The organism is Klebsiella sp. FDAARGOS_511, assembly GCF_003812845.1.
Taxonomy (GTDB): domain Bacteria; phylum Pseudomonadota; class Gammaproteobacteria; order Enterobacterales; family Enterobacteriaceae; genus Klebsiella; species Klebsiella grimontii.
This window is the reverse complement of the sequence record NZ_CP033824.1, coordinates 1,017,674-1,029,572: the sequence shown is the minus strand read 5'-3', so window position 1 is coordinate 1,029,572 and position 11,899 is coordinate 1,017,674. Positions and strand designations below refer to the sequence as shown.

The 11,899-nt window shown below is 55.5% G+C and carries 11 protein-coding genes; 7 read left to right on the top strand and 4 right to left on the bottom strand.

All coding sequences use genetic code 11. The features are described from left to right. Nucleotides 1-10: 10 nt before the first annotated feature. Entirely contained in the window at nt 11-928 is a 918-nt protein-coding gene (locus tag EGY08_RS06055; RefSeq protein WP_123828324.1) for a LysR substrate-binding domain-containing protein, read from the bottom strand. Nucleotides 929-1,267: 339 nt separating this feature from the next. Between EGY08_RS06055 and EGY08_RS06045 the strand changes: the two genes are divergently transcribed. The 7 genes from EGY08_RS06045 (at nt 1,268) to ybiB (ending at nt 10,175) form a co-directional block, all read left to right on the top strand. After that, nucleotides 1,268-2,599: an MFS transporter gene (locus tag EGY08_RS06045; protein WP_123828322.1), complete on the top strand. Its 1,332-nt coding sequence runs from the start codon at nt 1,268-1,270 to the stop codon at nt 2,597-2,599. 50 nt (nt 2,600-2,649) lie between these two features. Then, nucleotides 2,650-3,399: an SDR family NAD(P)-dependent oxidoreductase gene (locus tag EGY08_RS06040; RefSeq protein WP_123828321.1), complete on the top strand. Its 750-nt coding sequence runs from the start codon at nt 2,650-2,652 to the stop codon at nt 3,397-3,399. A gap of 13 nt (nt 3,400-3,412) precedes the next feature. Continuing rightward, entirely contained in the window at nt 3,413-4,258 is an 846-nt protein-coding gene (locus EGY08_RS06035) for a transketolase (RefSeq protein WP_123828320.1), read from the top strand. Continuing rightward, complete coding sequence (locus EGY08_RS06030) at nt 4,258-5,250, top strand: transketolase family protein (protein ID WP_004130713.1); 993 nt, start codon at nt 4,258-4,260, stop codon at nt 5,248-5,250. Before EGY08_RS06035 ends, EGY08_RS06030 begins: the two co-directional genes overlap by 1 nt. A 217-nt stretch (nt 5,251-5,467) precedes the next feature. Further along, nucleotides 5,468-6,817 carry an ATP-dependent RNA helicase RhlE gene (gene rhlE / locus EGY08_RS06025; protein ID WP_004130715.1) on the top strand — a complete coding sequence of 450 codons (1,350 nt, stop codon included), beginning with the start codon at nt 5,468-5,470 and terminating at the stop codon, nt 6,815-6,817. A gap of 202 nt (nt 6,818-7,019) precedes the next feature. Beyond that, nucleotides 7,020-9,164, top strand: coding sequence for an ATP-dependent DNA helicase DinG (gene dinG / locus EGY08_RS06020; RefSeq protein ID WP_004130718.1), 2,145 nt, complete (start codon nt 7,020-7,022; stop codon nt 9,162-9,164). Between the two features lie 42 nt (nt 9,165-9,206). Next, a complete protein-coding gene (gene ybiB / locus EGY08_RS06015; protein WP_004130720.1) occupies nt 9,207-10,175 on the top strand; it encodes a DNA-binding protein YbiB in 969 nt (322 codons plus the stop codon). A gap of 121 nt (nt 10,176-10,296) precedes the next feature. Here ybiB and ybiJ read toward each other — a convergent pair whose 3' ends face one another. From ybiJ to ybiX, 3 genes are all read right to left on the bottom strand, one after another. After that, the gene (gene ybiJ, locus EGY08_RS06010; RefSeq protein ID WP_004130722.1) at nt 10,297-10,557 is read right to left on the bottom strand and encodes a DUF1471 family protein YbiJ; all 261 of its coding nucleotides are present in this window, start codon (nt 10,555-10,557) and stop codon (nt 10,297-10,299) included. A 285-nt stretch (nt 10,558-10,842) separates the two neighbouring features. Further along, nucleotides 10,843-11,109, bottom strand: coding sequence for a DksA/TraR family C4-type zinc finger protein (locus tag EGY08_RS06005; RefSeq protein WP_004130731.1), 267 nt, complete (start codon nt 11,107-11,109; stop codon nt 10,843-10,845). Between the two features lie 68 nt (nt 11,110-11,177). After that, nucleotides 11,178-11,855, bottom strand: coding sequence for a PKHD-type hydroxylase YbiX (gene ybiX, locus EGY08_RS06000; protein WP_004130733.1), 678 nt, complete (start codon nt 11,853-11,855; stop codon nt 11,178-11,180). Between the last annotated feature and the right edge of the window lie 44 nt (nt 11,856-11,899).

Below are 11,899 nucleotides of genomic sequence, written 5' to 3'. Positions count from 1 at the left end.
CCGTTTGCTGCTAGATATGAAATCCTTCGTGGCTTAGCTCTTCGGCAACCCAGTTAAAGAAGATCTTCACTTTCTCTTTTTGCTCATTCGGGTGCGGTAAAACGAAGTGATGGGCATTAACCGGCATACTGACGTCGCGGCTAAAGACGGGTTCCAGGTGACGTTGACGAACGCTCTGCCCGGCCAGCAAATTACTCTCAAGAATAACCCCCATCCCCATGCGCGCGGCCTCGATACTCATATAGGAGCGGTCAAAATTAAAAATAAAATTTTTATTCCAGCCGCGAACCTTATGCCACGACAGCCAGTTGCTCCAGCCGATCAGCGTGCTATCGGAATGAATAAGATCGCACGCCAACAAATCTTCAATGGACTGAACGTTGCGCCCGGCTAAATAAGTCGATGAGGTGAAGGGCAGCATGCGTTCGTTTTTTATGGTCTTGACCACCAGGGTCGGCCACTGTGAGAGACCGTGGCGAATATCAATATTATCGCGGGAGAACTGAATGCTTTCATAAGAACAGGTCAGGCTAATTTTAAGCTCCGGCCATGCCTGGCGAAACTTATTAAGTCGGGGCATCAACCACAATAAGCCAAAGCTCGGCGCTGAATGAATCCGTAAATAATCCTGGTGAATATCATTAATCACCTGGTTAGTGGCCTGACCAATAATATTTAAGGCTCCGGAAACTTCTTTAAGATATTTTTCACCAATGGTGGTTAAGACCATTCCTTTACTGCTGCGGGAAAATATCTTCTTTCCCAGATACTGTTCCAGGCTGGCTATCTGATGACTGACTGCTGAAGCTGTAATATTGAGATTCTCTGCTGCCAGGTTCAGGCTGCCGGTATCGGCCACTTCAATAAATGCCTGAATATTGCGTAAGGATGGCATCGGCAAGCTTTTATTTGGCAGCGGCTGGTTCATGATTTCCTCCGGTGAGTGGAATAATTAGGGTGATTTATTTACTCAAAAAACAGTACATCCAGCGGTTATCCCATAAAATGACGGTCAGGATAGCATAGCCGGGAAATAACACATGGCGTAATCCGTGATGAACTTAACAGTTTTAAATGTGAAGCTCTCGAAAAAAAATAATTGACAGGAATTTGAATGCAGTCACGAAGCAAATTTTTCTCAGTCATAATTGAGGTTTTTTGAATACCCTTTCTTTTTGGGATTGTTATATTGCAAGCACAGGCCTGATAACAAGGCGCGATGCGGTAAGGTTCGCGACAAAAAGCATAAAAATAAAGAGGATACCCTATGTCACGTATAGATACTGTGGTCTGTACTGACGCCAGGAAAACAAAATATCGTTTTGTGGTTTTGACGATGATTTTCCTGGTGTATGCCATAAATTACGCCGACAGAACGAATATCGGTGCGGTACTGCCGTTCATTATTGATGAGTTTCATATCAACAACTTTGAGGCCGGTGCCATCGCCAGCATGTTTTTCCTGGGCTACGCGGTCAGCCAGATCCCGGCCGGCTTTTTCATTGCCAAACGCGGCACCCGGGGACTGGTCGCGCTGTCGATTTTCGGCTTTTCCGCTTTTACCTGGCTGATGGGCACCGTGAGCTCGGTGTTTGGCCTGAAGATGGTGCGGCTGGGACTGGGGCTTAGCGAAGGGCCATGTCCGGTAGGCCTGGCTTCAACCATTAATAACTGGTTCCCGCCGAAAGAGAAAGCCACGGCAACGGGCGTCTACATTGCCGCCACCATGTTTGCGCCGATAATCGTACCGCCGCTGGCGGTATGGATCGCGGTAACCTGGGGTTGGCGGTGGGTCTTTTTCTCCTTTGCGATACCGGGGATTGTGGCGGCGGTGGCGTGGTACCTGTTGGTTAAGTCAAAACCCGCAGAGAGCGGATTTGTTTCGCAAAGCGAGCTGGAAGAGATTAACGCCGGGCGTGAAAGCGATAAAAACACCGTACGGCAAAATATATTAATTGCCGATTGCTTTATCTGGCTGGATAAATTTATTCGGGTGAAAAAGCTTACCCCTATTGATACGGCGAAAGGATTATTTACCTCGAAAAATATTCTTGGCGACTGCCTGGCTTATTTTATGATGGTTAGTGTGCTGTACGGATTATTAACGTGGATCCCGCTGTATTTGGTTAAAGAACGCGGGTTTGATGTAATGAGCATGGGCTTCGTGGCAAGTATGCCGTGCATTGGCGGTTTTATAGGCGCGATTGGCGGTGGATGGATTTCGGATAAGGTATTAGGCCGGCGACGTAAACCGACAATGATGTTTACGGCGATTTCCACCGTGGTCATGATGCTCATTATGCTAAATATTCCCGCGAGCACCTGGGCGGTCTGTGTCGGATTATTCTTCGTCGGTTTATGTTTGAATATTGGCTGGCCGGCCTTTACCGCCTACGGTATGGCCGTTTCGGATAATAAAACCTATCCGATCGCCTCTTCTATTATCAATAGCGGCGGTAACCTCGGCGGATTTGTTGCCCCGATGGCTGCGGGCTTTTTACTCGATAAAACCGGCAGCTTTAATTCTGTATTCACCTATTTTGGTATCTGCGCCGCAATAGGTCTGGTGGTGATTCTCTTTCTCGATGAACCACAATAACGGAAATATATCCTGTTAATTAATCTGACGTCATGTCATGGAGTGAAAATATGTTATTAAAAGATAAAGTCGCCATTATTACCGGCGCGGCCTCGGCACGCGGTTTGGGTTTTGCCACCGCCAAATTATTTGCTGAAAACGGCGCCAGCGTGGTCATTATCGACCTCAATGGCGAAGCCAGCAAAGCGGCAGCCGCGGCCTTAGGCGAAGGCCATCTTGGCCTGGCGGCGAACGTTGCCGATGAAGTTCAGGTTCAGGCGGCGATGGAACAGATTCTCGCGAAATATGGCCGGGTCGATGTGCTGGTGAATAATGCCGGGATTACTCAGCCGCTGAAGCTGATGGATATTAAGCGCGCCAACTACGACGCGGTGCTGGATGTCAGCCTGCGCGGCACGCTGCTGATGTCGCAGGCGGTTATTCCGACGATGCGGGCGCAAAAATCGGGCAGCATCGTCTGTATCTCTTCGGTTTCCGCCCAGCGCGGCGGCGGTATCTTCGGCGGCCCGCACTACAGCGCGGCGAAAGCCGGGGTGCTCGGCCTGGCGCGGGCGATGGCGCGCGAGCTTGGTCCGGATAACGTCCGCGTTAACTGCATTACTCCGGGGCTGATTCAGACCGATATCACCGCCGGTAAGCTGACCGACGACATGACGGCCAATATCCTCGCCGGGATCCCGATGAACCGCCTTGGCGATGCGGTGGATATCGCGCGCGCCGCCCTGTTCCTCGGCAGCGAGCTCTCTTCCTACTCGACCGGTATCACCCTGGACGTGAATGGCGGCATGTTAATCCACTAAGCGAGGCAAGCAGATGAAAATCACAGAATTACAAAAAGTTGCTGCGGCGGCGTGGCGTATTCGTCGCTATGCCCTGCAAATGGGCGAAGTCCAGGGACAGGGCTACATCGGCCAGGCATTAGGCTATGCGGATGTGCTGGCCACCGCGTTCAGCCACGCGATGACTTACCGCCCTGAGGACCCGGAGTGGGAAGGGCGCGACCGCTTCCTGCTCTCGCACGGCCATTACGCCATCGCCTATTATGCGGCGCTGATGGAAGCGGGAATTATCCCGCAAGAGGAGCTGGAGACCTACGGTTCCGACGACAGCCGTCTGCCGATGTCGGGTATGGCAACCTATACGCCGGGGATGGAGATGTCAGGCGGCTCGCTGGGGCAGGGGCTCTCCATTGCCGTCGGGATGGCGCTCGGCCTGCGGCAGAAGCGCAGCGCATCCTGGGTTTATAACTCCATGTCGGATGGCGAGCTGGACGAAGGGTCGACCTGGGAAGCAGCGATGTCGGCGGCCCACTACGGCCTGACGAACCTGATAAACATCGTTGATGTGAACAAACAGCAGGCGGACGGCGATTCGCGCAAAATCCTCGGCTTTGAGCCGCTGCATGAAAAATGGTCCGCCTTCGGCTGGTACGTGCAGCGCGTGGACGGCAACGATCTGGCGGCGTTGATTACCGCCTTCGACAACGCGAAAAATCATGCGGGCAACCAGCCGCGGGTGATTTTATGCGACACGCTGATGGGCAAAGGGGTGCCGTTCCTGGAAACCCGCGATAAGAACCATTTTATCCGCGTCGATGCCGACGAATGGCAAAAGGCGATTGCGGTGCTGGACGCCAACAAACCGGAAGGAGTGCTGTAATGAGCCAGAGTAAACCACGTTTAAAGACGTCAGCGATGATCGCCTCTATTGCTGATGAAGGCCAGGCGACCGTTTCCGCCCCGTTTGGCGTCGCGCTATCGAAGCTGGCGGCGCAGCGCCCGGAAATCGTCGGGATGACCGCGGATCTGTCAAAGTATACCGATCTGCATATCTTCGCCCAGGCCTTCCCGGATCGCTTCTTCCAGATGGGGATGGCGGAGCAGCTGCTGATGGCGGCCGCCGGAGGAATGGCGAAGGAGGGATTTATTCCCTTCGCCACCACCTATGCCGCTTTTGCCACCCGCCGCGCCTATGATTTTATCCATCAGGTTATCGCCGAAGAGCATCTGAACGTGAAGATCTGCGCGGCGCTGCCGGGCCTGACCACCGGCTACGGGCCGAGCCATCAGGCAACGGAAGATCTGGCGATTATGCGAGGCATCCCCGGCATGGTCATCGTCGATCCCTGCGATGCGCTGGAGATAGAGCAGGCGGTACCGGCGATTGCCGACCACAGCGGTCCGGTGTATATGCGTCTATTGCGCGGTAAGGTGCCGCTGGTGCTCGATAAATATGATTATCAGTTTGAGCTGGGCAAGGCGAAGCTGCTGGAGGACGGTAACGATGTGCTGATTATCTCTTCCGGGCTGATGACCATGCGCGCCCTGGAGGCGGTTGAACAACTGCGGGCCGATAATATCAGCGCTGCGGTGCTGCACGTACCCACCATCAAACCGCTCGATGAAAAAGCGATCGTTACGCAGGCGTCGAAGCCCGGTCGTCTGGTGGTGACCGCGGAAAACCACACGTCGGTTGGCGGGTTAGGGGAGGCGGTTGCCGCGTTGCTGATGCGCAAAGGCGTACGCTGCGAACTGGATACCGTCGGTTTGCCCGACGAATTCCTGCTGGCCGGAGCGCTTCCGACGCTGCACGACCGCTACGGCATTTCCACCGCGAAAATGGTCGAAAAAATTAAGTATCGCCTGCGTTAGTGGTTTTCGCCGCCGCGTTATGCGGCGGCGCTCGTTATCGCCAGGACGGGGAGCAGTGGTTTGTTAGCCAGAGGATTCTTTTCGGCAGATTTTATGCGGTTCATCACAAAATCTGCTAGACTGCGCAGCTTCATGGCATTGTGGTTTTTGCCATCTCTTTCGCAATAATCTCCCTGAAAACTACGCCTGTGAAGGGCCGGGGCGGTTCGGAGTTGTTATGTCTTTTGATTCCCTTGGCCTGAATCCTGAAATCCTGCGCGCCGTCGCTGAGCAGGGCTACGTTGAGCCAACCCCTATTCAGCAGCAGGCCATCCCGGCGGTATTACAGGGTCGCGATTTGATGGCCAGCGCCCAGACCGGTACTGGTAAAACGGCGGGATTTACGCTGCCTCTGCTTCAGCACCTGGTCCAGAAAGAACCGCACGCTAAAGGCCGTCGTCCGGTACGCGCGCTGATCCTGACCCCCACGCGCGAGCTGGCGGCGCAGATTGGCGAAAACGTGCGGGATTACAGCAAATACCTTAATGTTCGTTCGCTGGTGGTGTTCGGCGGCGTGAGCATTAACCCGCAGATGATGAAGCTGCGCAGCGGCGTCGATATCCTGGTGGCAACGCCCGGCCGCCTGTTGGATCTTGAACATCAGAACGCCGTGAGCCTGGACAAAGTTGAAGTGCTGGTGCTGGATGAAGCCGACCGTATGTTGGATATGGGCTTTATTCACGATATTCGCCGGGTACTGGCGAAGCTGCCGGCGAAGCGCCAGAACCTGCTGTTCTCCGCAACCTTCTCCGACGAGATTAAATCGCTGGCGGAAAAGCTGTTGCATAATCCGCTGGAAATTGAAGTCGCCCGCCGCAACACTGCTTCTGAACAGGTGAGCCAACTGGTGCATTTTGTCGACAAAAAGCGCAAGCGCGAGCTGCTATCGCAGATGATCGGTGAAGGCAACTGGCAGCAGGTGCTGGTCTTTACCCGCACCAAGCACGGCGCTAACCATCTGGCGGAGCAGCTTAATAAAGACGGCATCCGCAGCGCCGCCATTCATGGCAACAAGAGCCAGGGCGCGCGTACCCGCGCGTTGGCTGACTTTAAATCCGGTGGCATTCGCGTGCTGGTGGCGACCGATATCGCCGCGCGCGGTCTGGACATTGAAGAGCTTCCGCACGTGGTGAACTACGAGCTGCCAAACGTACCGGAAGACTATGTGCACCGTATTGGTCGTACCGGTCGCGCCGCGGCAACGGGCGAAGCGCTGTCGCTGGTCTGCGTAGATGAACATAAACTGCTGCATGATATCGAACGCTTGCTGAAAAAAGAGATCCCGCGTATCGCCCTTGCGGGCTATGAGCCGGATCCGTCGATCAAAGCCGAGCCGATTCAGAACGGTCGTCAGCAGCAGCGCGGCGGCGGCCGTGGTGGCCAAAGCCAGGGCCGCGGCGGCCAGGGACAAGGTCGCGGTCAGCAGTCCGCCCCGCGTCGTACCGATGGCGAAGCGCCTAAAGCGCGAACTCAGGACGGTAAACCTCCTCGCCGTCGTCGCCCGCGCAAACCCGCGGCGGCTGAGTAACCCTATCCCGTCATTCCTGCGGGCATAGCCGCGAACGCGCGGCCATGCCCCGGATGGGTTATCCGGGTAAGGCTCCTTGCCCGGCATGCTCTTCGCTCACGTTGAACCTCGAGCGAGATTCCAGTTTGCTCAGAAAGACATTCCTCCCGATGGCTAAAAAATGGCACAATAGTGGCTGTTTATACAGTATTCAGGTTTTCTCATGGCTTTGACCGCAGCGCTGAAAGCGCAAATCGCCGCCTGGTATAAGGCGCTTCAGGAACAAATTCCTGACTTTATTCCCCGTCCTCCGCAGCGGCAGATGATCGCCGATGTGGCGAAGACGCTTGCCGGGGAAGAGGGGCGGCATCTGGCGATAGAAGCTCCGACCGGCGTCGGCAAAACCTTGTCATATCTGATTCCCGGTATCGCCATTGCCCGAGAAGAACAAAAAACGCTGGTGGTCAGTACCGCCAACGTTGCTCTGCAGGACCAAATCTACAGCAAAGACCTACCATTGCTGCGCAAAATCATTCCCGACCTGCGCTTTACCGCCGCCTTTGGCCGCGGGCGCTACGTCTGCCCGCGTAACCTGGCCGCCCTTGCCAGCACCGAGCCCACGCAGCAGGATTTACTGGCCTTTCTTGATGACGAACTCACGCCCAACAACCAGGCGGAGCAGAAGCTGTGCGCGACGCTGAAAGCGGATCTCGATAGCTACAAATGGGACGGCCTGCGCGATCATACCGATAAAAACGTTGATGATTCATTATGGAGCCGCCTGAGCACCGACAAAGCCAGCTGCCTGAACCGTAACTGCCACTACTACCGCGAATGCCCCTTCTTCGTCGCCCGCCGGGAAATCCAGGAAGCGGAAGTGGTGGTGGCTAACCATGCGCTGGTGATGGCGGCCATGGAGAGCGAAGCGGTGCTGCCGGAACCTAAGCATCTGCTGCTGGTGCTGGATGAAGGTCACCATCTTCCGGAGGTGGCCCGCGATGCGCTGGAAATGAGCGCGGAAATTACCGCCCCGTGGTACCGCCTGCAACTGGATCTTTTTACGAAGCTGGTCGCGACCTGCATGGAGCAGTTTCGCCCTAAAACAACGCCGCCGCTGGCCAATCCCGAGCGCCTGAATGGGCATTGCGAGGAGCTCTACGAACTCATCGCCTCCCTGAATAACATCCTCAATCTGTACATGCCGGCCGGGCAGGAGGCGGAGTACCGCTTCCCGATGGGAGAGCTACCGGCGGAAGTGATGGAAATCTGCCAGCGGCTGGCGAAGCTTACCGAGACGCTGCGCGGTCTGGCAGAGCTGTTCCTTAACGATCTGGGCGAAAAAACCGGCAGTCACGATGTGGTACGTTTGCACCGGGTTCTGCTGCAGATGAACCGCGCGCTGGGGATGTTTGAAAGCCAAAGTAAACTCTGGCGGCTGGCATCGCTGGCGCAGTCCTCCGGCGCGCCGGTGACCAAATGGGTTACCCGCGACCTGCGGGACGGCCAGTTGCATATCTGGTTCCACTGCGTGGGGATCCGCGTCAGCGATCAGCTGGAGAGGCTGCTGTGGCGCAGCGTTCCGCATATCGTCGTCACCTCTGCGACGCTGCGTTCGCTGAATAGTTTTTCGCGTCTGCAGGAGATGAGCGGGCTGAAAGAGAAGGCGGGAGATCGCTTTGTGGCCCTGGACTCGCCCTTCAACCACGTCGAACAGGGCAAAATCGTCATTCCGCAGATGCATTATGAACCGCTTATCGATAACGAAGAGCAGCATATTGCCGAGATGGCCGCCTATTTTCGGGAGCAGGTCGAGAGCAAAAAGCACCTCGGCATGCTGGTGCTATTCGCCAGCGGAAGAGCGATGCAGCGCTTTCTCGAACACGTTACCGATCTGCGCCTGCTGCTGCTGGTTCAGGGCGATAAGCCTCGCTACCGGCTGGTCGAGCTGCATCGCAAACGCGTAGAAGGCGGCGAGCGCAGCGTACTGGTTGGGCTGCAATCCTTCGCGGAAGGGCTGGATTTAAAAGGCGAGCTGTTAAGTCAGGTGCATATTCATAAGATTGCTTTCCCGCCGATAGACAGCCCGGTGGTGATTACAGAAGGCGAATGGCTCAAAAGCCTCAACCGCTACCCGTTCGAAGTTCAGAGCCTGCCCAGCGCGTCATTCAACCTGATTCAGCAGGTTGGCCGCCTGATCCGTAGCCATAGCTGCTGGGGAGAGGTGGTGATTTATGACAAACGCCTGTTGACCAAAAACTACGGTAAGCGCTTATTGAATGCATTACCCGTATTTCCGATAGAGCAGCCAGCCGTCCCTGAGGTTATAGTAAAAACTAAAACAAAACAGACGCGTCGCAAACGGCGTTAGCGGTGCAGTGTCGACGATGTGAGAAGCTCAGAGGAGCCTGCAATGGATTACAGCAAAATCATTAAAGAAGTCGGGCGCGGCAAAAACCACGCCCGCGACCTTGACGTGGAGACGGCGCGCGCGCTCTACTCGCGAATGCTTAACGGCGAGGTGCCTGAGCTCGAGCTCGGCGGCATTCTCATTGCCCTGCGCATTAAGGGAGAAGGTGAAGCGGAGATGAAGGGCTTCTATGAAGCGATGCAGAATCATACGATGAAGCTGACGCCGCCGGTCGCTAAACCGATGCCGATAGTGATCCCCAGCTATAACGGCGCGCGCAAGCAGGCCAACCTGACGCCTCTGCTCGCCGTGCTTCTGCATAAGCTTGGCTTCCCGGTGATTGTTCACGGCGTAAGCCACGATCCCACCCGCGTGCTGACGGAAACGATTTTTGAACTGATGGGGATCCCGGCGACGCTTCAGGCAGGCCAGGCCCAGGCGCGGTTAGACAGCCACCAGCCGGTTTACGTGCCGGTCGGCGCATTTTGTCCGCCGCTGGAAAAACAGCTGGCGATGCGCTGGCGCATGGGGGTGCGTAACAGCGCCCACACGCTGGCCAAGCTGGCGACGCCGTTTGCTGAAGATGCGGCGCTGCGCCTGTCGAGCGTTTCGCATCCTGAATACGTTGGCAGGGTGGCGAAATTCTTTGCCGGGATCGGCGGCCGGGCGCTGCTGATGCACGGAACCGAAGGCGAAGTTTACGCCAATCCGCAGCGCTGTCCGCAGATCAGCCTGATTGACGCGGCCGGTACGCGGGTGGTTAACGAACGTCAGGATGGCGCAGCGGAGCAGGCGCTCGTCTTGCCGGCGTCAAAAGATCCCGAAGTGACCGCGCGCTGGATCGAGCGCTGTTCTGTAGGGAGCGAGCCGTTGCCGCAATCGCTGAAAATTCAGCTGGCCTGCTGTCTGGTGGCGACCGGCGTCGTTTCCTCTCTGGAGCAAGGGCTGGCGAAGGTGGCTGAGAGCTGGTAACCGTATCGGCAGGCAAAAAAAAGCCCGTCCAGTGGCGTGGACGGGCAAGGCAAGGGTATTAAAGGATCTTACAGGGTTAAAACAGTGGCATTACAGAGTGTTGCTACAGGAAATCTGGCGATTATTTATAGATAACCGCGGTACCGCTCAGTTTGTTGTTGCTGTTAGCGGAGGTAATGCTATAGCCGGTCGCGCCAGCGGCCTCTGCTTTTTCAGCCAGTTTGGCTTCCAGTCCATCCAGCGTCGTCGCGCCTTCAGCAGAAACCACACCGATTTTGTTCATGCTCTCTGCCTGAGCCGATGTTACCGGCTGAGCGGCGAAGGCGCCGAAAGACAGAGCGGAAAGGGCGATAGCGGCAGCAGCGTATTTGATGTTTTTCATAATTAATCTCTCGCAGGTTGTTCTGTATAGGGGACGATGTTCCGTCGATGTGATAAGTATCACGGTTTTTAGCGGGAGATAAAATCGAAGGAAATTAACAATCTCTATCTAATTTTTTGAATGATTATTAATTTATTGAATATTAATAAATTATTTAAGCCGCTGGCGGCGAAACAGGTTGCGGCGGCGTCCAGCAGGCTGGAAGGGCACATTTTGCCACTCCGTTTGCCAAAAAACGTGCGCGAAAAGTTAATGCGATATGCGGTAATGAACGGTAAACATCGGTCAGCGAAGCTGGCTGTCTTTGGATCCTCTGCGATTATATCCCGAAAATGTATTGTTATGTAAATCTTTCTCCTGTTGGCATTTAACGCAGTATTTGACTCCCGCCACCGCTCGTCGGCGCGCCTCAGGAATCGGCTCTCCGCATTCTTCACAAAATTTGTTGCTTTCCCCCGATGACAGCTCATTTCGCGCCCGGGCTATCGCGTCGTTGATGGTGCTGTCGATCTGTTCCTGCACCGCGTCATCATTTGCCCAACCTGATGCCATAGTTCACCTCGCTATCTCGTCTCTCTTTAGTATAGAGAATATGGGGGTAAAAAATGAGCAGGCAAGGTTCAGATCTCTGACCATTCGCGCAGCAGGTTATGGTACAGATTAAGCAGAGATAGCACTTCGTCGCTTTCGCCGTGGCGGCTTTTTAATTTCTGAATATTGCCATCCAGTTCAAACAGCATACTGCGGCGTTTATCGTCACGGATCATTGACTGAATCCATAAGAACGAGGCGACGCGGATGCCTGAGGTCACCGGGGTGACGCAGTGCAGGCTGCTCGAAGGATAGAGCACCAGGTCCCCGGCCGGGAGCTTAACCGCGTGCTGCCCGTAGGTATCGTTGACGACCAGCTCACCGCCTGCGTAACTTTCCGGAGCGCTTAAAAAGAGGGTGGCGGAAAGATCGGTGCGCATCCAGCCGCCCTGCGCCAGGCTGCGCACCGCGCCGTCGACGTGGAAACCATAAGTTTCGCTCTGCTGGTAGCGGTTGAACAGCGGGCTGGAAATGGCCTTCGGCAGCGCGGCGGCAAAAAAAAGCGAACTGCGGTTTAGCGCCGCCAGCACGTTGCCCTGAAGCTTGGCGTAGAGGTTGCTGCGGGTGTCCACCTGCTGATTATTTTTGACCTGAGCGCCCTGGTCGCCGGTCGTCACGCGCCCGTCAACCCATTCCGCCTGCTGAAGCTGAGCGGTAAAATCGTCCACTTCCTGAGGGGTGAGAACGGCGGGAATATGGTACATCATCGTTTTATCTCCTGAGAAAACGGGGCGTTGCCGCCCCGCCGGTG

Coding starts and splice junctions, on each gene's coding strand:
- EGY08_RS06055 (WP_123828324.1), bottom strand. CDS start 928: ATGAACCAGCCGCTGCCAAATAAAAGCTTGCCGATGCCATCCTTACGC.
- EGY08_RS06045 (WP_123828322.1), top strand. CDS start 1,268: ATGTCACGTATAGATACTGTGGTCTGTACTGACGCCAGGAAAACAAAA.
- EGY08_RS06040 (WP_123828321.1), top strand. CDS start 2,650: ATGTTATTAAAAGATAAAGTCGCCATTATTACCGGCGCGGCCTCGGCA.
- EGY08_RS06035 (WP_123828320.1), top strand. CDS start 3,413: ATGAAAATCACAGAATTACAAAAAGTTGCTGCGGCGGCGTGGCGTATT.
- EGY08_RS06030 (WP_004130713.1), top strand. CDS start 4,258: ATGAGCCAGAGTAAACCACGTTTAAAGACGTCAGCGATGATCGCCTCT.
- rhlE (WP_004130715.1), top strand. CDS start 5,468: ATGTCTTTTGATTCCCTTGGCCTGAATCCTGAAATCCTGCGCGCCGTC.
- dinG (WP_004130718.1), top strand. CDS start 7,020: ATGGCTTTGACCGCAGCGCTGAAAGCGCAAATCGCCGCCTGGTATAAG.
- ybiB (WP_004130720.1), top strand. CDS start 9,207: ATGGATTACAGCAAAATCATTAAAGAAGTCGGGCGCGGCAAAAACCAC.
- ybiJ (WP_004130722.1), bottom strand. CDS start 10,557: ATGAAAAACATCAAATACGCTGCTGCCGCTATCGCCCTTTCCGCTCTG.
- EGY08_RS06005 (WP_004130731.1), bottom strand. CDS start 11,109: ATGGCATCAGGTTGGGCAAATGATGACGCGGTGCAGGAACAGATCGAC.
- ybiX (WP_004130733.1), bottom strand. CDS start 11,855: ATGATGTACCATATTCCCGCCGTTCTCACCCCTCAGGAAGTGGACGAT.